Origin of the sequence: Caballeronia sp. LZ065 (assembly GCF_031450975.1) — a bacterium.
Taxonomy (GTDB): domain Bacteria; phylum Pseudomonadota; class Gammaproteobacteria; order Burkholderiales; family Burkholderiaceae; genus Caballeronia.
Window position 1 is genome coordinate 1,129,818 of sequence record NZ_JARUXV010000003.1, and the last position, 25,315, is coordinate 1,155,132.

The window sequence follows — 25,315 nt, forward strand, 5'->3', positions numbered from 1 at the left end:
TGAAATCAAAATGCAATGAAGAATTCATATTTCCGATTCAGCGATATAGAATTTTTAGATATTGCTCGCTCGCCATCACCCGGATCGCCCTCTATGCCTCGCCAAATCACCCTGCGCCAGATCGAATATTTCGTGTCCGTCGCCGACACCGGGCAGATTTCGCGTTCCGCCAACCTGTGCAGCGTGTCGCAGTCGTCCATGACGATCGCGTTGCAGAACCTGGAGGACACCGTGGGCGTGGCGCTGCTCGCGCGCCACGCCAAGGGCGTGCGGCTGACCGAGGCGGGTGTGCGCTTCCTGCGGCATGTGCAGCAGGCCCGGCAATCCGTGGACCACGCGGTGCTCGCCGCGCAGGAAGAGCCGGGGCAGATCGCGGGGATGGTGCGCATTGGCGTGACCGAGACCATTTCCGCCTATCTGTTGCCCTCGATGATGGCCACGCTGACGCGTCGATTCCGCAACCTCCAGGTGGAGGTGATCGAGCGCGAGCGGGAAGTCATCGAGCAACAATTGCTCGCCGGCGATCTCGACATGGCGCTGCTGCTCGTCTCCAACACCGCGCTGCACGACGATCTCAAGGACGAGACCATCATGCGTTCGCCGCGCCGCCTGTGGACGCCACCGGACCATCCGCTGCTCGACGCACAGCGCGTCACGCTGGAAGACGTCGCGCGCGAGAACTACCTGCTGCTCGACATGGACGAGCACATCCAGACGGTTGCGCGTTACTGGGGCAAGTTCGGCGTGGAGCCGCGCGTGCGCATGCAGAGCAAGTCCATCGAGGCGGTGCGCAGCCTCGTGGCGTTCGGCGAGGGCGTGACCATCCTGTCGGACCTGGTCTACCGGCCGTGGTCGCTGGAAGGCAACCGCATCAGCAAGCGCGACCTGAGCGTGCCCGTGCCGACCATGGACGTCGGCGCGGTCTGGCGTCGCAACGATCCTCCCGGACGGCAGGTGCGCACGCTGCTCGATGTCTTCAGGGCATGGAAACGCGCGGACTGAGCGCGGACTGAGCGCGCTCACGCCTGCAAATTCGCGCGAACGCTATGGCGTTTTCATCCGTCTTCGACTATTAGTAATTGGGTCACGCACGCCGCGTCCGTTGATGAATGACGCGACGCGCTCGAGGCATGACGCACCATGCGCCGCTCTCTTACAAGCATTCGACCGACAAGACCGGAGGCAGCCACGACCCATCACTTCCATCAGGCTCGCGCGCGCTGACGTTGCAAGCTGGCCTGTCCAGCGCGTTCTCATCGCAAGGCGACACGGTCATGCACGCGCGCACGACCGGGAAGACGTTCGCCTCCGCTTGAAGCGAAGCGGGCCGCCGTGGCGCACGTGTCATGGCGCGCCGCGCCGCTCAATTGTCGGCCGTCCCAGAGAGGGAGGCGCCTATGGCGTTCGTGTCGGAACGGATACTGGACTGCGGCGGGTTCGCCCCACGGTCGCGCACCGGGCACGCCGTGCGGATGGCGTCGCTTGCCGCGTTCGTCCTGCTGGCGCTGGCCGCCTGCAAGAAGCCGCCCCCCGAAGCACAGAAACCTCCGGTCGATGTGACCGTCGTTACGGTCGCCGCCCAGTCCACGCCCGTCGAGTTCGAGTTCACCGCGCAGACGCAGAGTTCGCGCGAGGTCGAGATACGTGCACGCGTGGACGGCTTTCTCGAAAAGCGGCTGTACACCGAAGGCACGCTCGTCGCCGCGAACCAGATCATGTTCGTGATGGACAAGCGGCCGTTCGAGGCGGCGCTGCAAACCGCCAAGGGCGCGCTGTCGCAGCAGCAGGCGCGGCTCTACGTGACGCAACAGAACCTCGCGCGCGTGAAGCCGCTCGCCGCGATGAACGCGCTGAGCAAGAAGGATCTCGACGACGCCATCGGCAACGAAAAGCAGGCCGAGGCCGCCGTCATTTCGGCGAAAGGCGAAGTGCAGACCGCCGAGCTCAACCTGAGCTACACCACCATCCGCTCGCCGCTCAAGGGCCTCTCCAGCTTCGCGCGTGTGCAGGAAGGCAGCTACGTGACGCCGACGCAATCCGGCCTGCTCACCTACGTCTATCAACTGGATCCGATGTGGGTGAACTTCAGCATCTCGGAGAACGAGTTGCTGACGTATCGCGAGCAGATCCAGAAGGGCCTGCTGCGCTTTCCGCCCGAGAACAAGTTCGACGTGACCATCATCCAGGCGGACGGCTCCGTGTATCCGCAGACGGGTCGCATCGACTTCACGAATCCGGCCTTCAGCACCGATACCGGCACCTTCCTGGTTCGCGCGGTGTTCGCCAATCCGAAAGGGGTCCTGCGGCCCGGCCAGTTCGTCAAGGCGCGCGTGGCGGGCGCGGTGCGGCCCAATGCCATCCTGCTGCCGCAGCGCGCCGTGCTGCAGGGCGCGAAGAGTCATTTCGTCTGGGTGCTCGACGAGCAGTCGAAGCCGCGTCAGCGCGTGGTGGAAGTGGGCGAATGGCATGGCGACGACTGGTTCATCACGAGCGGTCTGCGCGCGGGCGAACGGGTGATCGTCGATGGCGCGATCCGCGTGTCCGCCGATTCGCAACTGCACGTGACGGGCGCGGCGCCCCCTTCAGGCGCGTCCGCGGCCGGCACGACGAACACCGCAGCCAGCGGGGCAGGCCAGTGATTTGATCAGACGACGCTTTAGAGCTCGCTTGGAAGTTCGTTCGGAAGCTCGTCGCGCGGAAGAGGCCAATGAACATTTCACATTACTGCATCGACCGCCCGATCTTCGCGTCGGTCATCTCGATCGTCATCACACTGGGCGGCGCGCTGTCCATGCTGGCGTTGCCGACCGCGCAGTATCCCGACATCACGCCGCCGCAGATCACCATCTCCGCGACCTATCCGGGCGCGAGCGCCGACGTCGTCGCGAACAACGTGGCCGCGCCGATCGAGCAGCAGGTCAACGGCGCGGACAACATGATCTACATGAGCTCGTCGAGCTCATCCACGGGCAACCTGACGATCAACGCGTACTTCCAGATCGGCACGAATCCGGAACTCGCGCAGGTGGACGTGCAGAACCGCGTGAACCTCGCGCTGCCGCAACTGCCGCAGTCGGTGACGTCGCAGGGCGTGCAGGTGCAGAAGAAGTCACAAGCGTTCATGATGGTGATCGCGATCTATTCGCCCGACGAACGCTACGACGCCACCTACATCGCGAACTACGCCAACGTCTATGTGCTCGACGCGCTCAAGCGCATTCCCGGCGCGAACCAGTCGAGCATCTTCGGCACCCCGGATTACGCAATGCGCATCTGGCTCAAGCCCGACCGCATGGCGCAACTCGGCATCACGGCCGCCGACGTGCAGCGCGCCGTCTCGAACCAGAACCAGCAGTTCGCGGTGGGCCGGCTGGGACAGTCGCCGACCGGCGCGCCCGTCGAACAGTCGTTCGCGGTGACGACCTCCGGACGCCTCACCGAGCCTTCCGAGTTCGAAAACATCATCATCCGCGCGCAGTCGGGCGGCGCGGCCATCGTGCGGCTGCGCGACGTGGGCCGCGCCGAACTCGGGCAGAAGGACTATTCGATCCGCAGCCGTTTCCAGGGCAAGCCGGCGACGGTGCTCGCCGTGTACCAGCAGCCGGGCGCCAATGCCCTCGACGTATCGAAGCTGGTGCGCGCGCAGCTTGCCGAGATGAAGAAGACCTTTCCGGAAGGCATCGACTATCAGATTGCGATGGACACCACGGAGTTCACGCGCGCGTCCATCACCGACGTCGTGCATACGTTCTTCGAGGCAGTCGTGCTGGTGGTGATCGTCGTGTTCGTGTTCCTGCAAAGCCTGCGCGCGACGCTCATTCCAGTGCTGGCGGTGCCGGTGTCGATTGTCGGCACCTTCATGGGCATGGCGGCGCTGGGCTTTTCCATCAACATGCTGACGCTGTTCGGCATGGTGCTCGCCATCGGCATCGTGGTGGACGATGCGATCGTCGTGATCGAGAACGTCGAGCGCAACATGACGGTGTTCAAGCTCGATCCCAAGACCGCCGCCAAGAAAGCCATGGACGAAGTGGCGGGACCGGTGGTCGCCATCGTGCTCGTGCTGTGCGCGGTGTTCGTGCCGGTGGCTTTCCTTGCCGGCATCACCGGCCAGATGTACAAGCAGTTCGCCATTACCATCGCGATTTCGGTGGTGATCTCGGGGCTCGTGGCGCTGACCTTGTCGCCGGCCCTCGCTGCGCTGCTCCTCAAGCCGGGGCATCACGAAAAGAAAGGCTTCTTCCGCTGGTTCGACCGTCAGTTCGAACGCATGACGCACGGCTATACGCGCGCGGTGCGGCTCGTGATCCGGCGCTTCGTGATCGGGTTGTGCATGTTCGCGGGCGTGATCGCGCTCGCCGTCGTGATGATGCGCGACATTCCCACCGCCTTCCTGCCGCCCGAGGACCAGGGTTATCTGCTGGGCGCGGTCATCATGCCGGACGCGGCCTCGCTCGACCGCACCGGCGCGGTGTCCGAGCGCGTCACCGACTACTTCATGAAACAGCCGGCGGTAGGCAGCATTACGACCGTCGATGGCTTCAGCATTCTCGACAGCCAGAACAAGAATAATTCGTCGACGTTCTTCGTCGGCCTCAAGAGCTTCGACGACCGCTATACGTCGGCCAATATCCGCACCGAGAACGCGCGCGCCGTGCTGATCGACGCTTACAAGCATCTCTCGCAGATACGCGAAGGGATTGTCGTGCCGCTGAATCCGCCGTCGATACCCGGTCTCGGCACGACCGGCGGCACCGAGATGTGGATCCAGAGCAAGGGCGATGCGCCGATCGCGCAATTCGCGGCGCTCGTGCAGGACTTCGTCGAGCGGGCGAAGCAGCGGCCGGAGCTGACGGGCGTGACGTCCACCTTCAACGCGTCGTCGCAGCAATTGCTGGCGGATGTGGACCGCGACAAGGCCGAAACGCTCGGCGTGCCGGTGGAGGACGTCTACAGCGCAATGCAGACCATGTTCGGCTCGCTCTATGTGTCGCAGTTCAACCGATCGAGCCGGCTGTGGCAGGTGATCCTGCAAGCGGAGCCGTCGTATCGCATCAAGCCCGACGATCTCACGCAGATCTTCGTGAAGAGCAAGACCGGCAACATGGTGCCGCTCAAGGCCGTGGTCACCACGCGCTATGTCACCGGTCCCGATCTCATCACGCGCTTCAACAACTTCCCGGCGGTGAAGATCACGGCGAACGCCGCGCCCGGTTATGCATCGGGACAGGTGATCCAGGCGCTCGAAGCCGTCGCGGCGACGCTGCCCACGGATTACGGCATCGCATGGAGCGGCGAGGCGTATGAGGCGAAGCAGTCGGGCAGCAGTTCGGCGCTGGTGTTTGTGTTCGGCCTCGTGATGGTGTTCCTGATCCTCGCGGCCCAATACGAGAAGTGGAGCCTGCCTGTCGGCGTGCTGATGGCGGTGCCCTTCGCGATCTTCGGCGCACTGCTCGCCATCCTGCTGCGCGGCCTCAACAACGACGTGTACTTCCAGATCGGCCTGACGATGCTGGTGGCGCTCGCGGCGAAGAACGCCATTCTCATCTTCGAGTTCGCCGTGCTGAACCGCGAGGCGGGCAAGTCCGTGCTCGACGCCACCATGGTCGCGGCAGAAGAACGCCTGCGCCCGATCGTGATGACTTCGCTCGCGTTCATTCTCGGTTGCGTGCCGCTTGCCATCGCGACGGGCGCTTCGGCGAACAGCCGGCATTCCATCGGCACCGGCGTGATTGGCGGGATGCTCGGCGCCACGGTGATCGCAGTGTTCTTCATCCCGATGTTCTTCTTCGTGCTTGAAACGATGTCCGAGCGCTCGAACAAGAAGAAAGCCGATGCGCCGCCCAAGGAACAGGGAGACTGACATGCGCCGGTTTCCCATCGCTCTGTCGGGTCTCGTCGTGACGCTGATGCTCGGCGGCTGTCTGCTCGGGCCGAACTATTCGCGCCAGCCCGTGGAAACGCCCGCCAACTGGCGCTTCGCTTCGGGCGAAGCCGCCGATACCGCCAACACCGAATGGTGGAAGCAATTCCAGGATCCCGTGCTCGACGAACTGATCGAAACGGCGCTGGCGAACAACAAGGACGTGAAGATCGCGGCGGCGCGCATCGACCAGTTCATGGGCCAGTTCGTGACGACGCGCGCGGCGCTGTTCCCGCAAGTGTCGGCGGGGGCGACGGCTTCGCGCCAGCGTGCCTCGCAAGCGGGCCCGCAGCCTTTGGCCGGCTTCGGGCCGGTCTTCAACGACTACGAGGTGTCGGTGTCCGCCGCCTGGGAACTCGACGTGTTCGGACGCAACCGGCGGCTGACCGAGTCGGCGCGCGCGAATTTGCTGTCGAGCGTCGAAGGGCGGCGGGCAACGATTCTCTCGCTGGTGGCGTCGGTGGCTTCGTCGTATCTGAATCTGCGCAGTCTGGACAAGCAACTGGAGATCGCCAAAGCGACCACCGACAGTCGCGCCGAATCCGTGCATGTTTTCACGCTGCGCTTCGAGGGCGGCGAAGTCTCGCAGATGGAACTCGCGCAAAGCCAGTCCGAATACGAAGCCTCGCTCGCAACCATTCCGCAGCTCGAAACGTCCATCGCACAGCAGGAGGACGCATTGTCGATTCTGCTCGGCGACAATCCCGGCCCGATCCTGCGCGGCCACACGCTCGGCGAGATGGCGACGCCGATGATTCCGGCGGGCCTGCCGTCCGATCTCCTGGAGCGGCGGCCCGATCTGTTGCAAGCCGAACAGGATCTGGTCGCGGCCAACGCGCTGATCGGTGCGGCGCGCGCGCTGTACTTTCCGCAGATATCGCTGACCGGCCTGCTCGGCACGGCGAGCGGCCAGTTCTCGTCGTTGTTCACGGGACCGTCGCGGGTCTGGTCGTTCGCGGGGCAGGTCACGCAACCCATCTTCACGGCGGGCAACATCTCGGGACAGGTGCAGTCGGCCGAGGCGCAACAGCGGGGCGCGCTGCTGACCTATCAGAAAGCGATCCAGGTCGCGTTCCAGGAAGTCGACGACGCGCTCATCGCCTCGACCAAACTGCACGAGCAACTCGAAATACAGGGCCGTCAGGTCACGGCGCTGTCCACCTATTCGCGTCTGGCACGGGCGCGTTATGAAGGCGGCTACACGAGCTATATCGAAGTGCTCGATGCCGAACGCAGCCTCTTCAACGCCCAGCTCTCGCTGACGCAGACGCAGGCGGCCGCGCTGGTGTCGTTCGTCACCTTGTACAAGGTGATGGGCGGCGGCTGGGTCGTCGCCGCCGACAAGCTCACGACGCAGCAAGGCGCTGCGCCGTCCACTTCATCCACTCCGCAGACGGTGCAATGAACACGCCCGCTTCCGGCCGCGCGCTGATCGCCTGCCACGAATGCGATCTGCTCCAGCATGAACACGCCGTGCCGCCGGGCGGCGTGTTGCGTTGCTGCCGCTGCCGTGCCGTGCTGTACCGCAGGCGCGCGCCGGGCTTCGACCGCGCCCTCGCCTTCGCGCTCGCGGCCTGTGTGCTGTGGATGATCTCGAACGCGTGTCCGATCGTCGGCTTGTCGGTGAACGGCGATCTCGTGGAGACGACGCTCATCGGCGCGGTGCGCGTGCTGTATCGCGACGGCATGTGGCCGCTCGCCGCGCTCATCTTCTTCACGACCATCCTGATGCCCGCGCTGCAGGCCATCGGCATGGTGTGGCTGCTGCTGCCGCTGTTCCTCGGGCGCGTGCCGTGGCGCGCGGACACCGTGTTCCGCCTGCTGCGCGTCGCGCGCGAGTGGGGCATGACCGAAGTGCTGATGCTCGGCCTGCTGGTCGCGCTGGTGAAGCTCGCCCATATTGCGTCGGTGGTCACGGGGCCCGCGCTGTGGTCGCTGGCGGCGTTGATGGCCTTGCTGGTCGCGGCGGCCTCGGCCTGTGACGAACGCGCCATGTGGATGCGCATCGACGGCGCGCCGCCCGGCCTGCCCGCCGGCACGCCGCTGCGCGGTCCCATCGCGGCGGCGAGCGGCATCTGCGTCTGTCACGACTGCGGCCTCTCTACCGCCGGCACGCGCAGGCGCGAACGGCTGGTTTGCCCGCGCTGCGGCGCGCATCTGCATCTGCGCAAGCCGGGAAGCTTGTCGCGAACGTGGGCGTTTCTCAGCGCTGCGGCGCTTCTCTACATCCCCGCCAACCTGCTGCCCGTGATGAACACCAGTTCGCTGTTCGGCGCGGAGAAAGACACGATCATGAGCGGCGTCGCATATCTGTGGCAATCGGGCTCGTGGCCGCTTGCCATTGTCGTGTTCATCGCAAGCGTTGCCGTGCCAATGCTCAAGATCCTCGCCATCGGCTATCTCGCCGCCAGCGTCAATCTGCATTCGACGCAGCGCAACCCGCTGCGGGCGCGACTCTACCGCATCGTCGAATTCGTCGGCCGCTGGTCGATGCTCGATATCTATGTGATCGCCGTGCTGGTCGCGCTCGTGCAGTTCAGCGCGCTCGCCACCATTGCCGCGGGGCCGGCCGCGATTGCGTTCGGCGCGGTCGTCGTGCTGACGATGTTCGCCGCCATGTCGTTCGACCCGCGCCTGATCTGGGATCCGTTGCCGGATGCCCGCCCGGAGGCTGCGCGATGAACACGCCGAACGACATGCCCGACGCCGAAGTCGTACCGAGGAAGCGCTGGCGCATTCCATGGGTCTGGGTGGTGCCCGCGGTCGCGCTGCTGATCGGCGTGTGGCTGGCGGCGCAGGCCGTGCTCGAAAAAGGTCCGACCGTCACCATCACCTTCAAGAGCGGCGAGGGACTCGAAGCAGGCAAGACCAAAATCAAGTTCAAGGACGTGGACATCGGCCAGGTGAAGTCCGTCACGCTCTCGAAGGACTACACGCACGTCGTCGCGACGGCCGATCTCACGCGCGACGCCGCCAACATGCTCGTCGAGGACACGCGCTTCTGGGTCGTGCGGCCGCGCGTGGCGGGCGGTTCGGTGTCGGGCATCGGCACGTTGCTGTCGGGCGCGTACATCGGCATGGATATCGGCAGGACCAAGCGCGACCGGCGCGATTATGTCGGAATGGAAACGCCGCCCGTCTTCGCCAGCGATGTACCGGGCCGCCAGTTCGTCCTGAAGGCCAGCGATCTCGGCTCCGTGGATGTCGGCACGCCGGTGTTCTTCCGGCGGCTGCAAGTGGGACAGGTGACGTCGTTCGAACTCGATCGCGACGGCAGCGGCGTCACGCTGCATGTGTTCGTCAATGCGCCCTACGACCGCTATGTGAACGCCGACTCGCGTTTCTGGCAGGCGGGCGGCATCGACGTCACGCTCGGCACCGACGGCCTCAAGGTCAACACGCAGTCGCTGGTCTCGATCCTGATCGGCGGCCTCGCGTTCGAAACGCCGGCCGTTTCGCTCAGCTGGGCCGAAGCGCCTGCCGATACCGTCTTCAATCTCTTCGCCACGCGCGCGGATGCGCTGCGCGTGCAGGAACGCATCGTCGAAACGTATGTGTTCAACTTCCAGGGCTCGGTGCGCGGGCTGGCAGTGGGCGCGCCGGTGGAGTTTCGCGGCATTCAGATCGGCGAGGTATCGGCCATCTATACGCGCTTCGATCCGGTCACGAAGCAGATCAGCATACCGGTCGAAGTGAAGCTTTATCCGGAGCGTTTCACGTCGCGCTTCGCGAACGCGCCCCCGAAAAGCGGCCGCATGGTCAGCGACCCGAAGGCGCTTGCGGACTTTCTCGTCGAACGCGGGCTGCGCGGGCAATTGCGCACGGGCAGTCTGCTGACCGGGCAGCTGTATGTGGCGATGGACTTCTTCCCCGCCGCGAAGCAAGCGAGCGTCGACTGGAACCGCACGCCGCCCGAGCTGCCGACCACGCCGAGCGGCCTCGATTCATTGCAGGACTCGATCAACCGCATCATGACGCGCATCGACAAGCTGCCGATCGAGCAGCTGACCGCGAGCGCGCAGAAGACCCTCAACGCGACGAGCCTGCTGATGCAGGGCCTCAATACCGATGTGCTGCCTCAAGCCGCAGCGACGCTCAATGCCGCCCGCAGCGCGCTCGATGCGGCGCATGCCACGCTCAGCCCGGATTCGGGCTTGCAGCAGGACACGGCTGAAGCGGTCCGCGAACTGACGCGCACGGCGGCCTCGTTCCGCAATCTCGCCGATTATCTTCAGCAGCATCCTGAAGCGCTGCTGCGCGGCAAGCCGGAGGAGAAAAAATGACGCCGCGCGTTCTCATGCTGCTTGCGGTCGCGGTGGTCTGCGCAGGATGCGCGTCGCCACGTGCGAGCTTCTATCGATTGAGTCCGGATGCGGCTTCGGATACGGCGGGCGCGAGTGCGATCCAGCAGGCGGTGATCGTCGGTCCGGTGACGGTGCCCGAACTCGTCGACCGCCCGCAAATCGTCACGCGCAGCACGAACAACGAAATTGCGATCAACGAATACGCGCGTTGGGGTGAACCCCTGAAGAGCGGCATTGCGGATGCCATTGCCGGCAATCTCGGCCTGATGCTCGGCTCGGACCGTGTCGCCGTGGCGTCGCGCGCGCCGGCCGATGCACGGGCGTGGCGCGTGCGCATCGATATCCAGCAGTTTGAATCCGTGCCCGGCGAGGCGGTCGTGATCGACGCGCGCTGGTCAGTGCGTCGCGACAACGACGGCAGCACCGCAAGCAATGCCAGTGGCCGCACATTCGTGCGCGAACCGGTGAACGGCGGCGACACCGCTGCGCTGATCGCCGCGCATGATCGTGCGCTTGCAAAAGTGAGCCGCGACATTGCAGCGGCCATTCGCAACAATCACTGAATGGTGTAGCCGCGTCCCTGCATGCACGCCGACCACGCGCGGTAATACGTCGACATCGCGCCCTGGCTTTGCGATTGCGCGTTCGCCTGCTCGGCGCGTTTTGCCTGCCGCGCACGCGCGCCGCCCGCCATCGTGCCCGCCACAGCGCCGGCGGCTGCGCCCTTGCCCGCATCGCCCGCGATGGCGCCAATGGCCGCACCGCCGGCCGCCCCGCGCGCCGCGCCGCCCAGACGCTGGCCGCCATGCCCGGCTTGCGCGCTCTGCGCGCTTTGCGCGCCGGTCGTGGCGGGATTGGCGGGATCCACGCCCGTGTTGCTCTTTGCCCAGCTATAGCAGGCGCCGTCGTCGCTCTGCTGTTTCTGCGCGCTCTGCCCCTTGGCGGGATAGGCAATCGGCTTGCTCTGCGCGATGACATCGAGCGCGATCATGACCAGCACGATCGCGCAGCACGTCCGTACGTTCCTTGCTCTCATGGCGACTCCTTGCGTGAGTGGCGGAGGCTCGATGGTCTGTCACGGCCGTGCGCGCCTGTGTGTGCTTGAAGTGATAGTGCGGTGCGTCGCCCATGTCAATGGGCGACGCAGGAGGTCAGCGCGCCATGCCGCGCAGTATGTGCACCGCCGCATGCGCGGCCACCTCGCAGCCCAGCACGAGATCCGCTTCGGACGTGTCTTCGATGAAGTCGTGACTGACTCCGCCGATGCTCGGTACGAACAGCATGCACGCAGGAAGATGCGGCGCGATCACCTGCGCATCGTGCGATGCACCGCTCGGCATCGTTTCCCAACGCCCGGGCGCAAGCGCTTCGGCGGCATCGGCGAGTTGCGCTTGAAGTGCTGCATCCATCGTGACGGGATCTTCGGGCGGTTCGTTATCGAGGAACTCGACTTTTGTTTTTTCCTTCGCGTTGAAGTCGCTTATTAACGCAGCGAGTGCAGCTTCCATCGCGTGCAAACGAGCCAGGTTTGCGTCGCGGAATTGCAAAGACAGGTCGGCGCTGCCGGGCACGATGCTGAACGATCCCGGATCGAGTTCGATGCGGCCGACGGTCCACACGGTATCGGCATCCGCGAGTTGCCGGAACGCCTCGTCCATGCGCCCGATGAACGCCACCAGCGCGGCGCCCGCGTCGCGGCGGATCGACATCGGCGTGGTGCCCGCGTGATTGCGCTGCCCGGTGAAGCGCAGCCTGAGTTCGCGAATGCCGACGATCGTCGTCACCACGCCAATCGACTTGCCATGCGCTTCCAGTCGACCGCCCTGCTCGATATGCGGCTCCAGACAGGCTCTGTGACGCGTCGTATCCAGTTGCACGCGCGGCCGGCCTGCCAGGCCCGCCTGAGCGATTGCATCGCGCAGCAGCAGGCCATCGCGATTGCACGCGTGATCGAGTGCATCGTCGATGGAAGCGCCCACGAAACTCCGGCTGCCGAGAAAGCCCGAGAAGCTGCCTTCCTCATCCATCCACGACGCGACATCCAGCGCGAGATGACGCGTGCTGTCGCACTCAGCCAGCGCCCGCGCAATTTCCAGCCCGTAGATCACGCCAAGCGCGCCGTCGAGCCAGCCGCCGGTGGGCTGCGTGTCCGTGTGCGAACCGATCAGCAGCGCCGGGCCGGGATTCCGCGACTGGCCGAAGACGTTGCCGACGCCGTCGATGGTCGCCGACAGCCCCGCTTCCTGCATGCGTTGCGCGAGCCAGCGCCGTGCGTCCATATCCACTGGCGAGAGCGCCAGACGCACGACGCCGGTTCCCGTCGCGCCGAAACTGCGCAAGCGTTCGAGATCGGCTATCAACCGCTTGCCGTCGATCTTCGGCATCAGCTCTGCCATGCGGCGCCGTCCGGATAGTGATGACGCGCGAGCGACTCCGCCTTCATCTCGATGCTGTAGCCCGGACGCTGCGGCGGCATGTAGCGGCCGTTACGGATCACGACGGGATCGAGGAAATGCTCGTGCAGATGATCGACGTATTCGAGCACACGGTTGTCCAGCGATCCAGACACACAGATGTAATCGAACAGCGAAATGTGCTGCACGTATTCGCACAGTCCCACGCCGCCTGCATGCGGACAGACGGGCACGCCGAACTTCGCCGCCATCAGCAGCACGACGATCACTTCGTTCAGTCCGCCGAGACGGCAACTGTCCACCTGACAGAAATCGATGGCCTGCGCCTGCAACAACTGCTTGAACATCACGCGGTTCTGGCAGTGTTCGCCCGTTGCCACGCCGATCGAACCCAGCCGGCGACGAATGGACGCATGGCCGAGGACGTCGTCGGGACTCGTCGGCTCTTCGATCCACCATGGGTCGAACTCCGCGAGACGGCGCATGTTCGCTACTGCCTCATCCACTTCCCAGACCTGGTTGGCATCCATCATCAGCTTCGAACCGGGACCGATCTCTTCACGCAGGATGCGTGCGCGCCGCACGTCCTCTTCGAGATTGCCGCCGACCTTCTGCTTGAAGTGCGTCCAGCCCTGCGCGACGCCTTCACGCGCGAGACGGCGGATCTTCTCATCGTCATAGCCGAGCCAGCCCGCCGACGTGGTGTACGCGGGATAGCCCTGTTCGAGCATTTCCTTTTCACGCTGGCCGCGCGTCTTTTCATGGCGGCGCAGCAACGCAATGGCTTCGTAAGGCGTGATGGCGTCCGTCACGTAACGGAAGTCGAGACAGCGCACGAGCTGTTCGGGTGTCATGTCCACCAGCAGCTTCCACACGGGCTTGCCTTCCGCCTTCGCCCACAGGTCCCATGCGGCGTTCACGACTGCCGCGGTGGCCAGATGGATTGCGCCCTTGTCCGGACCGATCCAGCGCAACTGACTGTCCGATGTGAACGCGCGCCAGAACGCACCCATGTCCGACGTGATGTCCTCGAGCGTCTTGCCGACGATCAACGGTGCAAGCGCCTGCACCGCCGCCACGCAGATCTCGTTGCCGCGGCCGATGGTGAACGTGAGACCGTGACCCGTGAGGCCTTGGGGCGCATCCGTGGCGAGCGTGACATAGGTGGCCGAGTAGTCCGGCGCGGCGTTCATGGCGTCGGAGCCATCGAGCGAACGCGATGTGGGGAAGCGAATGTCCTGAACGGACAGGCCGGTGATCGTAGTCATCTGAATGCGCTCCTGAGCGAAGACCTGAACGAAGACGAAGCGGAGGAACCGGATTGAGTCTGCGGGAAAACACCATGTAACGTGCGCCGAATCACCTGCTTTCCCAAACTGAGAGATGCGCCATAACTTTGAGCTTGTCTTAGCGGGTTTATACGCATCCGGCACGCGTTGACAAGGCTGCTCCGGCTTCCTAGCATGCTAGCATCTTCATCGCAAAGCAAGCATACCGTGAGTACTTCCTCCGATACCGCGAGCGTCATCAGCAATCCCTACGATGCCTTGCACAAGATCAAGAGCGGCGACCGGGGCAGCCTCACCGACGCCGTGGAGGGCGCCTTGCGCGAAGCCATCGTGACGCTTGCGCTGGAGCCCGGGCTCATGATCGACAAGCTCGCGGTCTGCGACCGCATGGGCGTGTCGCGCTTTCCGGTATCCGCCGCGTTGGCGCGCCTCGAACATGCGGGGCTCGTTGAGGTCTTGCCGCAGCGCGGCACGCGGGTCAAACCCATCGCGCTGGAAGATATCCGTCAGCATCTGTTCATTCGCAGCGCGCTCGAAGTCGAGACCGTGCGCGGTGTGGCGAAGCTGCGCGACAGCGCCGTGCTCGATGCCCTCGCACTCAATCTCGATCAGCAGCGCAGCACGATTGGAAACGGCGAACGTCTCGCGTTTCATGAACTGGATCTCGCCTTCCACGAGATCCTCCTCGACGCCATCAAGCTGCCGCGCGTGAAGGAGATCGTCGCGGTGTCGCGCAGTGCGCTGGATCGCGCGCGGCAGTTGCTGGCGAGTCCCGAGCGTGTCGCGCATACGTTCGCCGAACACGAACGCATCTTCGAAGCCGTTCGCAGCGGCAAGGCCGAAGCCGCCGGGCGGGCCATGCATGACCATCTGGATCAGGTGGTGGCCGAACTGCGGCGCTCGGCGGCGGAGCGGCCGGACCTGTTCGCGCCGTGAGGCTGCGTGGGCGCCACCATCGAAGATGCCAACCGGAACAGGACCCGAAGCCACTTTCATGACACCCCCGCTCATATCGGTCAGCAAGCTCTGCAAGCGCTTTCCCGGCGTGCGCGCGCTGCATGAGATCCAGTTCGACCTCAAGCCAGGCGAAGTCCATGCGTTGATGGGCGAGAACGGCGCAGGCAAGTCGACGCTCATGAAGATTCTCGCGGGCGTCTACACGCGGGACTCTGGCGACATGCTCCTCGACGGCCAGCCGGTCGAGTTCACGAGTCCGCGCGAGGCGCAGGCGCTGGGCATCGGCATCATTCATCAGGAACTGCAACTGATGAATCACTTGAGCGTCGCGCAGAACATCTTCATCGGGCGGGAGCCGCGCAAGTGTCTCGGCCTGTTGCTCGATGAAGACACGCTCAATGCCGCCGCCCGCGACATCCTCGCGCGCATGCATGTGAAGCTCGATCCGCGCACCATCGTGGGCACGCTCACCGTCGCGAGTCAGCAGATGGTTGAGATTGCCAAGGCGCTGTCGTTCGATTCGCGCGTGCTCATCATGGACGAGCCCACCTCCGCGCTCAACGATGCCGAGATCGCCGAACTGTTCCGCATCATTCGCGAGCTCAAGGCACATGGCGTCGGCATCGTCTATATCTCGCACAAGATGGACGAACTCAAGCAGATCTCCGACCGCGTCACCGTGATGCGCGACGGCGAATACGTGGCCACCGTGCACACCGCTGAGACGAGTGTGGATACGATCATCGGCATGATGGTCGGGCGCACGCTCACGGATTTGACCTCGTTCCTCGGCGGCTCGGATCAGGGCGAAGTCGCGCTGGAAGTGAAGCATCTGAACGCGGGCCCGCTGGTGCGCGACGTGAGCTTCACGCTGCGCCGCGGCGAGATACTTGGCTTCGCGGGCCTGATGGGCGCGGGACGCACGGAGGTCGCGCGGGCGGTGTTCGGCGCGGATCCCATCCAGTCCGGCGAGATTGTCGTGAAGGGCGTGCCGGCGGCCATCAAGAAGCCCAGCGATGCAGTGCGGCGCGGCATCGGCTATCTCTCGGAAGACCGCAAGCGCTTCGGCCTCGCGACGGGCATGGACGTGGAATCGAACATCGTCATGTCCAATCTCGGCAAGTTTCTTAGCGGGCGCATGTTCCTGCGCCGCTCGAAGATCCGCAAGACCGCCGCGCATTTCATTCGCCTGCTCGCGATCCGCACGCCCTCGCCCACGCAACCGGTGCGGCTCCTCTCGGGCGGCAACCAGCAGAAGATTGTCATCGCGAAGTGGCTCGAACGCGATTGCGACGTGCTGTTTTTTGACGAGCCGACACGCGGCATCGATGTCGGCGCGAAGAGCGAAATCTACAAGCTGCTGCGGTCGCTGGCGCAACAGGGCAAGGCGATCGTGATGATCTCGTCGGAACTGCCGGAAATTCTTCGCATGAGCGACCGCATCGTCGTGATGTGCGAGGGGCGCATCACCGGCGAGCTGTCTTCGGGCGACGCGACGCAGGAACGCATCATGGAACTCGCGACGCGACGCGAATCTTTGCAAGCGGCATAAGCCGCAAAGGGTCGATTACATGACACAACCAACGGATACCGCCGCGCTCGCCGGCGAGGGGCGCGCAAGCGGCCTGCGCGCGCGGGTCTTCACGCCCACGGCCCTGCAGAAGATGCTGGCGTTCGCAAGCCTGATCCTGCTGCTGGTGTTCTTCAGCTTCGCGTCGCCCGCCTTCATGCAGATGGACAACATCCTCGGCATTCTTCAGGCGACGGCAGTGAACGGCGTGCTCGCCATCGCCGCCACCTTTGTCATCATTACGGGCGGCATCGATCTGTCGGTGGGCACGCTGATGACCTTCACCGCCGTGATCTGCGGCGTGTTCCTCACTTACTGGCACATGCCGATGACCATCGGCGTGATTGCGGCCATCATCACCGGCGCGATCTGCGGCACGGTGTCCGGCACGCTGACCGCGAAGATGAAGATTCCGCCGTTCATCGCGACGCTCGGCATGATGATGTTGCTGAAGGGGCTTTCGCTGGTGGTGTCGTCGGACAAGCCGATCTACTTCACCGACACCGAGAACTTCTACATGATCTCGCAGGACTCGCTGATCGGCTATTTCCTGCCGAGCGTGCCGATTCCCAATGCGGTGTTGATCCTGTTCTTTCTCGCCATCGTCAGTTCGATCACGTTGAATCGCACCGCGCTCGGACGCTATACGTTTGCGCTCGGCAGCAACGAGGAAGCCGTGCGCTTGTCCGGCGTGAACGTCGACCGCTGGAAGATCGCGATCTATGGGCTGGGCGGCGCCATTTGCGGCATTGCGGGGCTGCTCATCGCGTCGCGGCTGAATTCGGCGCAACCGGCGTTGGGTCAAGGCTATGAACTCGATGCCATCGCCGCTGTCGTGATCGGCGGAACCTCGCTTTCCGGCGGCTCGGGGACGATTCTGGGAACCATCATCGGCGCGTTCATCATGAGCGTGCTGACCAATGGCTTGCGCATCATGTCCGTCGCGCAGGAATGGCAGATCGTCGTGACGGGCCTCATCATCATTCTCGCGGTGTACGCGGATATCTTGCGGCGCAGGAAAAGCAGCTGAACTTTAACTGCCTGTCAGACCAACAAAGGGCAGCATCGAACCCAAGGAGGAGACTTACCATGCTGAAAAGAACCATCACCGGAATGCTCGCGGGCGTGTTTGCCTTGGCCGGAACGGTTGGCGTCGCGCAGGCGGACGAGCCGTACATTCCGCTTATTTCCAAAGGCTTCCAGCATCAGTTCTGGCAAGCCGTGAAGGCGGGTGCGGAGCAGTCGGCGAAGGAACAGAAAGTCAGGATCACGTTCGAAGGACCGGAAACCGAGGCTATGGTCGACAAGCAGATCGATATGCTTTCGGCGGCGCTTGCCAAGAAGCCGCAGGCTATCGGGATTGCGGCACTCGATAGCAAGGCCGCACTTCCCTTGCTCAAGCGTGCGCAGAACAACAAGATCCCGATCATCGCGTTCGACTCGGGTGTGGATGGGGATATTCCGTTGACCACGTGCTCGACGGATAACCTGGCGGCTGCCGCGCTTGCAGCGGACAAGATGGCCGAGGCAATCGGGAATGCGGGGGAAGTCGGCGTGATCGTGCACGATCAGACAAGCCGCACGGGGATTGATCGGCGGGATGGGTTTCTGAATCAGATGAAGGCCAAGCATCCTGGGATCAAGATCGTTTCCGTTCAATATGGTGGAGGCGATCATTTGAAATCCGCCGAAATTGCTAAAGCGATGATTCAGGCTAATCCGAACATCAAAGGCTTGTTCGGGGCGAATGAAGGGTCCGCAGAAGGCGCGGCAATCGGCGTGAAGGAGTCCGGCAAGAAGCTCGTGCTGATCGGCTATGACTCGGGCAAGGAACAGAAGGAAGACATCATGTCCGGGTTGATGTATGGCGCGATCACGCAGAATCCTATCGGCATCGGCAAGTGCGTCGTGGATTCAGCAGTCAAGGCGATGAAGGGAGAGAAGCTGCCCAAGACCGTCGATACCGGGTTTTATTGGTACGACAAGGGGAATATGAACGATCCGAAGATCAAGGCGGTTTTGTATGATTGAGTTGGGTTGATCGTAGTCGGTGATGCGGAGGGAAAGCCCCGGCTTTGAGCGGGGCTTTGTTGTTTCTGATGGAAGTTCCGCTGAGGTCAGGCAGACGTTTTCGATGCGTTCGCTCCGCGAATTCGCACTCAAGACCTACAACGGACAGTCATCCTTCCTCAAAGAAACGGTTCAGCCGAAAACACCGCCGTTGTCCAGCATTTCAACCAGCCCCTCGGGAAAGAGGGTCTCGTGGGTACTGCACAACTCCTCCCGGCTCCACCATCGATGATCTGCCATGACGTCTCTCTCTTCGGTGGTCCAGCCGTCGCGCGAGATGGATTCCGTGTCGGTGCCGACAACGAAATAGTGCTCGACGGCGAACACGTGCTCGCCGTCCGGCAATTGCAAAAGCATTTCGCGTTGCCCAATGGAACGTGATATCTGCGCGATGCGAATCCCTGTCTCCTCACGAAGCTCCCGAATCGCGGCGTCCGCGAACGTCTCCCCCTGTTCGACACCGCCGCCTGGCGTTGCCCAATAGGCCTGGCCAGCGAGCACGCCAGACCGGTGAACGAAACGAAACAGCAATACGCGTCGCTCCGGCGTGGTGATCAAAAGCCTCGCCGAGGGACGTGTCCGCATCGGGCTTGCCGCCTTCTCATACAGTGACCAGACATAGCCGCCGGCTTCCGGCTCGGCGTACTGTCCCACTCGTTTGAATCCGAGCGACTCGTAATACGTGCACAGGCTTGCGTTGTGGGCGGCGCAATCGAGCCGGACATACCGCCGGTTCAGGGCGCTGAGATGGTTGCCACACCAGTCCAGCATGAAACGGCCGACGCCGCGTCCATTGAAGCCTTTGCGCACGCAAAGTCCATGCACATATCCGGCTACGGGGTCTCGTGGACCCCAGTGCTTTTCATCATCGAGATCGAGCGCAAACGTGCCGACGGGTTCACCGTCCCATTCCACGACATACACCGCTCGTTCAGCGATGGATTTTCGCACCCACCTCTCGGAGAACCCGTCGCCTTCTTTCCCCCAGGCGTGGTCGCGGTGCGCCAGTTTCGTTGCATGCGCGTTGTTACGAATCTGCGTGAGCATCGATGCGTCGTCTGCCGCTGCACGGCGGATTGTCCTGGATGCCATTGCCTGTAGACCCGTTGATGTCATGTCGAAAACGAACTACCCCGAAGCTTATCCTCGAAGCGGCAACGGCAAAGCGCGAGCCGGTCGAATGTCCTTGATTATCCCTTTTCAGCGCTCCCCCTGGCGAGCACCGCAGGATCCACCAACCGGTCATACGCTTCAGCGTCGAGAAAGCCGAGCGCAATCGCGGCGGCGCGCGGTGTCACGCCGTCGCGCAATGCCGTCGCCGTGATCTGTGCGACGCGGTCGTAACCGAGGACCGGATTCAAGGCCGTGATGGCAAGCAGTGACCGGTCGACATTGGCCGCGAGCTGTTCGCGATCCACCTCGATCCCGCAGACGCAGCGCTTCGCAAACACGCGGACGGAATCAGCGAGCACGCGCAACGACTGCAGCAGGTTGTAGACGAGCACCGGTTTGGCAACATTCAGTTCGAAGTTGCCCGAAGCGTTGGCCAGGGTGATCGTCTGGTGATTGCCGATAACCTGGAAACACGCCTGCACGAGCACTTCCGCGATCGTGGGATTGCGTTTGCCCGGCATGATCGAGGAAGTCAGCCCGTCATCGGGAAGGCGCAATTCGCCGAGTCCACAGCGCGGACCGGAAGCGAGCAGGCGGATGTCGTTCGCAATTTTTAGCAGCGATGTCGCGATGGTGTTCAATGCGCCCGATAGCTCGACCAGCGCGTCGTGTGCCGCCATGCCTTCGAATTTGTGCGGGCTGGGAACGAACGGCATACCGGTCGCCTGCGCGAGCGTCGCACAGAAGGAGCCGTCGAAACCCTCGGGCGCGTTCAGGCCTGTGCCGGCGGCAGTGCCGCCTTGCGGAAGGATCAAAAGGCGAGGCAACGCATCGTCGATACGGGCGAGCGCGTTCGACACCTGGAGCGCAAAGGTGCCGAAAGTTTGGCCCATCGTCATCGGCACGGCGTCCATCAAATGCGTCCGCGCGACTTTGACGACGTCGGCAAAGGCGTGACTGCGCTCCGCCAGCGCCGCGTGGAGTTCGTCCAGCGCGGGGCGCAAGCGTTGGTTCACCTCGATCGCAGCTGCGACGTGCATGACCGTCGGAAAGCTGTCGTTCGACGATTGCGACCGGTTGACGTGATCATTGGGATGCACCGGCGCCTTGGTCCCGAGCGGCTGTCCGAGCAACGCGTTCGCGCGGTTCGCGATGACCTCGTTGGCGTTCATGTTCGTCTGCGTGCCGGAGCCGGTCTGCCAGATCGTCAGCGGAAAATGGCCGTCCCATCGTCCCTCGCGCAGTTCGATCGCCGCCTTCTCGATGGCCGAGGCAAGCTCCGGCGCGAGCGCGCCGCACTGCACGTTCGCGCGCGCGGCCGCGTACTTGTGCAAGCCGAATGCGTGGATCAGGACGGCCGGGAAGCGCTCGTCGCCGATCTCAAACAAACCCAGGGCGCGCTGCGTCTGTGCGCCCCAATATCGATCCGACGGGATCTCAACGGGACCAAAGGCGTCATGTTCGATTCGCGAAGGTGTGGTCATGGTGGATTGCGGCATCGCGTGATGGATTGAACGCGGCATGAAGCCGTCACAGCGCCTCAGGACGCGTTACGCGCCCCTTTGAGCGGAATGCCATGAGCATGCGGATTCGCATCGTTCGTATCTTCTGGCAAGAGATTGCCGTCGGCCAGGTACGCGTCGGCCTGCGCGGTATCGGGGAAGCGTTCGGGATGCAGATGCCGCTCCGCGATGGTCTCATCGAAGGTCCGCGACCACTTGGCGATCACGACCGTCGCAAGACTGTTGCCGATGGTATTGCAGGTCGCGATGGCCATCGACATGAAGCGGTACACGCCGAAGATCAGCGCGAGGCCTTCGACCGGAAGAATGCCCGTCGACGTGACCGTGGCCGCAAAGACGACGAACGACCCGCCCGACACCGTCGCCGCGCCCTTCGACGTCAGCAGCATCAGCAGCAGAATGCCGATCTGATGATCCAGCGTGATGGGCACGCCATACGCATGCGCAATGAACATCACGCCCATCGACATGAAAATCGACGTGCAGTCCAGATTGAACGCATAGCCGGTCGGCAACACGAGCCCGACGGTTTGCTTCGCGCAGCCGAGCCGTTCGAGCTTGATCAGAAGACGCGGCAGCGCGCTCTCGGAAGAAGCCGTGCCGAGCACGATGAAGATCTCGTCCTTGATATAGCGCAGAAAGCGCCACAGACTGAAGCCCGCGAGCTTCGCGATCACGCCCATCACCACGACGATGAACAGCACGATCACCGCATAGAAGCTCAGCACGAGTTGCGCGAGCGCAATCAGAACGGCGGTGCCGTTGCTGCCCACCGAGAAGGCGATCGCGCCGAGCGTGCCGAGCGGTGCAAACTTCATCACGAGATTGATGAACGAGAAGAGCACTTCGGAGATGAGGTCCAGCCCTTCGTTGATCCGCACGCGGCGGCGTTCCGGAATGGCGAGAATCCCGATGCCGACCATCACCGCGAGCACCACGACTTGCAGCAGCTCGCCCTTCGCGAACGCGCCGATGAAGTTGTCCGGCACGATATGCATGACAAACTCGGTGAAGCCTTGCGGCGCCGCCTTGGCCGCGCTCGGCGGCACGGCGCCGACAGTGACCGACGTCATCGCCTTGCCCGTCTGCAGCAGATTGCCCGCGAGCAGACCGACGGCGAGCGCAATCGTGGAGACCACTTCGAAATAGACGATCGAGCGCCAGCCCACGCGGCCCGCGCTTTTCACGTCGCCCGCCGAAGCGATGCCATGCACGATCGTGAGAAACACGAGCGGCGCGACGCCTGCCTTGATGAGCGCAAGAAAGATATCGCCGAGCACCTTGAGCTGTGCGCCGAACTTCGGAAACAGCAAGCCGACCACAATGCCGATGACGAGCGCCAGCAGCACCTGCATGCCGAGCTTCCGATACCAGGGGAGTGTCTTCTTCGCGGCGACGGTGGCGTCGGGCGACGGGTGTTCTTGATGCATCGTGTGCTCCTCCGTGTGCTTATGGTCGCGCTCAGACTTCGCTCGACAGCGCGATGGCCCGATCCACCATCTGCGGCGCGAGGCCGAGATAATTCGCGGGATCGGTCATGCGGTCGATGGCCGCGCGGTCGAAGTGCTGCGTCACGTCGGGCAGCGCGGCGAGCGCTTCCGCGAGCGTGCCGCCGTGCTCGTTGACCGTGCGGCATGCGTCGTACACGATGTCGTGCGCCTGCTGGCGTCCGGTGTGCGGCGCCATGCTCATCATCACCGCTTCCGCGACGATCAGCCCACGGCTGATGCCGAGGTTGTGCTTCATGCGCGCTTCATCGACGATCAGACCGCCCAGCGCGAACTTCGCCTGATGCAGCGCGCCCGAGGTGAGGATGAAGCTTTCGGGAATCGCGATCCATTCGGCATGCCACGGGCCAGTGGCGCGCTCGAAGTCCTGGATCATTGCATCGATCATCAGACCTGCGTGCTGGCGCACCGCCTTCGCCGCCGCCAGCATCAGTTCGCTCGAAATGGGATTGCGCTTCTGCGGCATGGTGCTGCTCGCGCCGCGCCCCTTCACGAACGGCTCGTAGACTTCCGCGAACTCGGTGGACGCCATGATCATGATGTCGAGCGCAATCTTGCCGAGCGACCCGGTGACCAGCGCGAGCAGGTTCACGGCCTCGGCAAAACCGTCGCGCGCGACGTGCCAGGTCGTGGCCGGCACGCCGAGTTTCAGTTCTTCGGCAAGCGCCTTCTGCACGGCAAAGCCCTGGTCGCCGAGCGATGCCAGCGTGCCCGCCGCGCCCGCGAATTCAACGACGGCCACGCGTCCGCGCATCTGCGCCAGGCGCTCCTGATGACGGTCGAACATCGCGAGCCAGATCGCGACCTTGTAGCCGAACGTCACGGGCAATGCCTGTTGCAAGTGCGTGCGGCCGGCCATCGGCGTGTCGCGATGCTTCTTCGCCAGATCGGCGAGAATCGCGCGCAATTCGCGGATATCGCCGTCGATCGAATCCAGCGCGTCGCGCACTTGCAGCGCGACCGCCGTGTCCATGATGTCCTGCGTCGTCGCGCCCCAATGCACATAGCGCCCCGCGTCGCCGCACATCGCGACGAGTTGATGCACGAGCGGCAAGATCGGATAGCCGACGATATCGGTCTCTTCGCGCATGTGATCGAAGTCGATGCGCTCGATCGTCGACTCGCGCGCGATCACCTCGGCGGCTTCGGCGGGAATCACGCCGACGCGCGCTTCCGCTTTCGCCAACGCCACCTCGACGTCGATGTAGCGTTGGATCAGCGCGTGATCCGAGAAAATCGCGCGCATTTTGGCGGTGCCGAAGGCATCGCGGAACAGGATGGAATCGACCACGGTGCTGGCCATCGGAACGGCGGCTTTTGTCATTACGACCTCGGGAATTCAGACGAAAGAGCGGACGGCGTGAAGCCCTCGGCTTCGAATAAGTCCGGACATATTCAGATTAATATGTTCGAACATGTTCGGGCAAGCTATGATTTACCCCTAGCGGCCCCACAATGACCTTTTCGAAAGATGAGATGAGCAACCGACCTCACTTCGCGGATATCGCGCGCGAACTCACCGAAGCCATCGCTGCGGGGCGCTACCCCGTCGGCAGCATTCTGCCGACCGAGTTGGAGTTGCGGGATCACTACCGCACGAGCCGTCATACGGTGCGCGCCGCTTTGCACGAACTTCAGCAGCTGGGTCTGGTTTCACGTCGCAAGAACGCGGGAACGCGCGTCGAGTCATCGCGTCCGAGGAACGAATTTCGTCCGACACTGGCCTCGGTGGACGATCTGGCCCAGTTCGGTTCCGAGCATCTGCGGCTCGTTCAGTCGACGGAGGTCGTCGTTGCGGACCGCCATCTGGCTGGGACACTTCAATGCGACGAAGGGACGCCGTTCCTGCGCATCTCGAGCTTGCGGATCGAGGGAGGGACGAGCCGTGCGCCGGTCGGGTGGACGGACGTGTATATCGCGCCCGAGCACGCGGAAGTGGCGGACCTCGCGCGCGAACAACCCGACAGACTGATCAGCGACTTGATCGAGGAACGTTACGGGCACAGCATCGCGGAGATCCGGCAAGGGATCCAGGCCGTGCTGGTGTCGGAAGAGATGGCCAAACGGCTGCGTGTGGACGCGGGAACGGCGGCGCTCGAAATCGTTCGGCGCTATCTGGACACGGCGGGAAAGAGTTTCGAGACTTCGGTCAGCATTCACCCCGCCGAGAGATTTTCAGTCGCGATGCGGCTCAAGCGCTCGACTGGCTGATGCAGTTCTTCATCGGCCGCAGGTTCGCGGATCGGCGGCTGTCGCCTGCGACCCTATGCAATTGCCGTTCGATTGAATTTTCGGTGTGAACGGCGGTGTGGGTCGTGAGCTTGGATCCACTGTGCAGGCCATTGCCGTTCAATAATGAACCGTCTTACGATTCGCGCCAAGCTTGGCTCAAATGTTGCCCGCCTCACGCTTGCCCCGGTACTTCTTCCGTATAGTCCGCTTAAAAGAGGAAGTTAATACGGAGCAAGAGGGGACCCATGCACACGAACAATCCAACCGCATTCAAACACCCTGCCCAACCCACCCACAACAACGACATCCGCCCGTTAAGGAACCTCTGCATAACCCGCTCCTATATGGACGATAAGGAGTACTATTGAATAGCAATGACTTGGAGCTATCACGATGACACAACTTCATCTCG

The 25,315-nt window shown here is 63.5% G+C and carries 19 protein-coding genes; 12 read left to right on the plus strand and 7 right to left on the minus strand.

The window, feature by feature from the left end; genetic code table 11:
- The first annotated feature begins 93 nt into the window (after positions 1-93).
- The 7 genes from QCE63_RS25160 to QCE63_RS25190 all read left to right on the plus strand — a co-directional run bounded on the left by QCE63_RS25160 (position 94) and on the right by QCE63_RS25190 (position 10,790).
- Positions 94-1,002 (plus strand): LysR family transcriptional regulator, encoded by a 909-nt coding sequence (locus QCE63_RS25160; RefSeq protein ID WP_309836801.1) that lies wholly within the window; start codon positions 94-96, stop codon positions 1,000-1,002.
- A 395-nt stretch (positions 1,003-1,397) separates the two neighbouring features.
- Positions 1,398-2,639 (plus strand): efflux RND transporter periplasmic adaptor subunit, encoded by a 1,242-nt coding sequence (locus tag QCE63_RS25165; protein ID WP_309836803.1) that lies wholly within the window; start codon positions 1,398-1,400, stop codon positions 2,637-2,639.
- Positions 2,640-2,707: 68 nt separating this feature from the next.
- Positions 2,708-5,863, plus strand: a complete 3,156-nt coding sequence (locus tag QCE63_RS25170; protein WP_309836806.1) for a multidrug efflux RND transporter permease subunit — start codon at positions 2,708-2,710, stop codon at positions 5,861-5,863.
- A 1-nt stretch (position 5,864) separates the two neighbouring features.
- Complete coding sequence (locus QCE63_RS25175) at positions 5,865-7,328, plus strand: efflux transporter outer membrane subunit (RefSeq protein ID WP_309836808.1); 1,464 nt, start codon at positions 5,865-5,867, stop codon at positions 7,326-7,328.
- On the plus strand, positions 7,325-8,605 hold the full coding sequence (locus QCE63_RS25180) for a paraquat-inducible protein A (RefSeq protein WP_309836810.1): 1,281 nt from the start codon (positions 7,325-7,327) through the stop codon (positions 8,603-8,605). Before QCE63_RS25175 ends, QCE63_RS25180 begins: the two co-directional genes overlap by 4 nt.
- The gene (locus tag QCE63_RS25185) at positions 8,602-10,206 is read left to right on the plus strand and encodes an MlaD family protein (protein WP_309836812.1); all 1,605 of its coding nucleotides are present in this window, start codon (positions 8,602-8,604) and stop codon (positions 10,204-10,206) included. The genes QCE63_RS25180 and QCE63_RS25185 overlap by 4 nt, the downstream gene beginning before the upstream one ends.
- Positions 10,203-10,790, plus strand: coding sequence for a PqiC family protein (locus QCE63_RS25190; RefSeq protein WP_309836815.1), 588 nt, complete (start codon positions 10,203-10,205; stop codon positions 10,788-10,790). The genes QCE63_RS25185 and QCE63_RS25190 overlap by 4 nt, the downstream gene beginning before the upstream one ends.
- On the opposite strand, the gene QCE63_RS25195 is transcribed toward QCE63_RS25190, so the two are convergent.
- The 3 genes from QCE63_RS25195 to QCE63_RS25205 all read right to left on the minus strand — a co-directional run bounded on the left by QCE63_RS25195 (position 10,784) and on the right by QCE63_RS25205 (position 13,909).
- A complete protein-coding gene (locus QCE63_RS25195; protein ID WP_309836817.1) occupies positions 10,784-11,263 on the minus strand; it encodes a hypothetical protein in 480 nt (159 codons plus the stop codon). The two genes, QCE63_RS25190 and QCE63_RS25195, sit on opposite strands and share 7 nt — an antisense overlap.
- 115 nt (positions 11,264-11,378) lie before the next feature.
- Positions 11,379-12,611, minus strand: coding sequence for a Zn-dependent hydrolase (locus QCE63_RS25200; RefSeq protein WP_309837331.1), 1,233 nt, complete (start codon positions 12,609-12,611; stop codon positions 11,379-11,381).
- On the minus strand, positions 12,611-13,909 hold the full coding sequence (locus QCE63_RS25205; protein ID WP_309836819.1) for an L-fuconate dehydratase: 1,299 nt from the start codon (positions 13,907-13,909) through the stop codon (positions 12,611-12,613). The genes QCE63_RS25200 and QCE63_RS25205 overlap by 1 nt, the downstream gene beginning before the upstream one ends.
- 195 nt (positions 13,910-14,104) lie before the next feature.
- On the opposite strand from QCE63_RS25205, the gene QCE63_RS25210 reads away from it, so the two are divergent.
- Genes QCE63_RS25210 through QCE63_RS25225 form a run of 4 tightly spaced genes read left to right on the plus strand, consistent with a single transcriptional unit; the run spans position 14,105 to position 18,488 of the window.
- Positions 14,105-14,866 carry a GntR family transcriptional regulator gene (locus QCE63_RS25210; protein ID WP_309836821.1) on the plus strand — a complete coding sequence of 254 codons (762 nt, stop codon included), beginning with the start codon at positions 14,105-14,107 and terminating at the stop codon, positions 14,864-14,866.
- Between the two features lie 58 nt (positions 14,867-14,924).
- A complete protein-coding gene (locus QCE63_RS25215; RefSeq protein WP_309836823.1) occupies positions 14,925-16,439 on the plus strand; it encodes a sugar ABC transporter ATP-binding protein in 1,515 nt (504 codons plus the stop codon).
- Positions 16,440-16,458: 19 nt separating this feature from the next.
- Positions 16,459-17,487 carry an ABC transporter permease gene (locus QCE63_RS25220; protein WP_309836825.1) on the plus strand — a complete coding sequence of 343 codons (1,029 nt, stop codon included), beginning with the start codon at positions 16,459-16,461 and terminating at the stop codon, positions 17,485-17,487.
- A gap of 59 nt (positions 17,488-17,546) precedes the next feature.
- The gene (locus tag QCE63_RS25225) at positions 17,547-18,488 is read left to right on the plus strand and encodes an ABC transporter substrate-binding protein (protein WP_309836827.1); all 942 of its coding nucleotides are present in this window, start codon (positions 17,547-17,549) and stop codon (positions 18,486-18,488) included.
- A gap of 171 nt (positions 18,489-18,659) precedes the next feature.
- Here the strand turns inward: QCE63_RS25225 and QCE63_RS36900 are convergent, their stop codons facing one another.
- The 4 genes from QCE63_RS36900 to QCE63_RS25250 form a co-directional block, all read right to left on the minus strand.
- Entirely contained in the window at positions 18,660-19,574 is a 915-nt protein-coding gene (locus QCE63_RS36900) for a GNAT family N-acetyltransferase (protein ID WP_404990175.1), read from the minus strand.
- Between the two features lie 143 nt (positions 19,575-19,717).
- Positions 19,718-21,124: a class II fumarate hydratase gene (locus QCE63_RS25240; protein WP_309836830.1), complete on the minus strand. Its 1,407-nt coding sequence runs from the start codon at positions 21,122-21,124 to the stop codon at positions 19,718-19,720.
- Positions 21,125-21,180: 56 nt separating this feature from the next.
- The gene (locus QCE63_RS25245) at positions 21,181-22,593 is read right to left on the minus strand and encodes a cation:dicarboxylate symporter family transporter (RefSeq protein ID WP_309836832.1); all 1,413 of its coding nucleotides are present in this window, start codon (positions 22,591-22,593) and stop codon (positions 21,181-21,183) included.
- Positions 22,594-22,624: 31 nt separating this feature from the next.
- Positions 22,625-23,995, minus strand: coding sequence for an adenylosuccinate lyase family protein (locus QCE63_RS25250; RefSeq protein WP_309836834.1), 1,371 nt, complete (start codon positions 23,993-23,995; stop codon positions 22,625-22,627).
- 152 nt (positions 23,996-24,147) lie between these two features.
- On the opposite strand from QCE63_RS25250, the gene QCE63_RS25255 reads away from it, so the two are divergent.
- Entirely contained in the window at positions 24,148-24,882 is a 735-nt protein-coding gene (locus tag QCE63_RS25255) for a GntR family transcriptional regulator (protein ID WP_309836836.1), read from the plus strand.
- Positions 24,883-25,315: the final 433 nt, after the last annotated feature.

Excerpts from the sequence above, each read along its gene's own strand:
- QCE63_RS25160 (WP_309836801.1), top strand. The coding sequence starts at position 94 with ATGCCTCGCCAAATCACCCTGCGCCAGATCGAATATTTCGTGTCCGTC.
- QCE63_RS25165 (WP_309836803.1), top strand. The coding sequence starts at position 1,398 with ATGGCGTTCGTGTCGGAACGGATACTGGACTGCGGCGGGTTCGCCCCA.
- QCE63_RS25170 (WP_309836806.1), top strand. The coding sequence starts at position 2,708 with ATGAACATTTCACATTACTGCATCGACCGCCCGATCTTCGCGTCGGTC.
- QCE63_RS25175 (WP_309836808.1), top strand. The coding sequence starts at position 5,865 with ATGCGCCGGTTTCCCATCGCTCTGTCGGGTCTCGTCGTGACGCTGATG.
- QCE63_RS25180 (WP_309836810.1), top strand. The coding sequence starts at position 7,325 with ATGAACACGCCCGCTTCCGGCCGCGCGCTGATCGCCTGCCACGAATGC.
- QCE63_RS25185 (WP_309836812.1), top strand. The coding sequence starts at position 8,602 with ATGAACACGCCGAACGACATGCCCGACGCCGAAGTCGTACCGAGGAAG.
- QCE63_RS25190 (WP_309836815.1), top strand. The coding sequence starts at position 10,203 with ATGACGCCGCGCGTTCTCATGCTGCTTGCGGTCGCGGTGGTCTGCGCA.
- QCE63_RS25195 (WP_309836817.1), bottom strand. The coding sequence starts at position 11,263 with ATGAGAGCAAGGAACGTACGGACGTGCTGCGCGATCGTGCTGGTCATG.
- QCE63_RS25200 (WP_309837331.1), bottom strand. The coding sequence starts at position 12,611 with ATGCCGAAGATCGACGGCAAGCGGTTGATAGCCGATCTCGAACGCTTG.
- QCE63_RS25205 (WP_309836819.1), bottom strand. The coding sequence starts at position 13,909 with ATGACTACGATCACCGGCCTGTCCGTTCAGGACATTCGCTTCCCCACA.
- QCE63_RS25210 (WP_309836821.1), top strand. The coding sequence starts at position 14,105 with ATGCTAGCATCTTCATCGCAAAGCAAGCATACCGTGAGTACTTCCTCC.
- QCE63_RS25215 (WP_309836823.1), top strand. The coding sequence starts at position 14,925 with ATGACACCCCCGCTCATATCGGTCAGCAAGCTCTGCAAGCGCTTTCCC.
- QCE63_RS25220 (WP_309836825.1), top strand. The coding sequence starts at position 16,459 with ATGACACAACCAACGGATACCGCCGCGCTCGCCGGCGAGGGGCGCGCA.
- QCE63_RS25225 (WP_309836827.1), top strand. The coding sequence starts at position 17,547 with ATGCTGAAAAGAACCATCACCGGAATGCTCGCGGGCGTGTTTGCCTTG.
- QCE63_RS36900 (WP_404990175.1), bottom strand. The coding sequence starts at position 19,574 with ATGCTCACGCAGATTCGTAACAACGCGCATGCAACGAAACTGGCGCAC.
- QCE63_RS25240 (WP_309836830.1), bottom strand. The coding sequence starts at position 21,124 with ATGACCACACCTTCGCGAATCGAACATGACGCCTTTGGTCCCGTTGAG.
- QCE63_RS25245 (WP_309836832.1), bottom strand. The coding sequence starts at position 22,593 with ATGCATCAAGAACACCCGTCGCCCGACGCCACCGTCGCCGCGAAGAAG.
- QCE63_RS25250 (WP_309836834.1), bottom strand. The coding sequence starts at position 23,995 with ATGACAAAAGCCGCCGTTCCGATGGCCAGCACCGTGGTCGATTCCATC.
- QCE63_RS25255 (WP_309836836.1), top strand. The coding sequence starts at position 24,148 with ATGAGCAACCGACCTCACTTCGCGGATATCGCGCGCGAACTCACCGAA.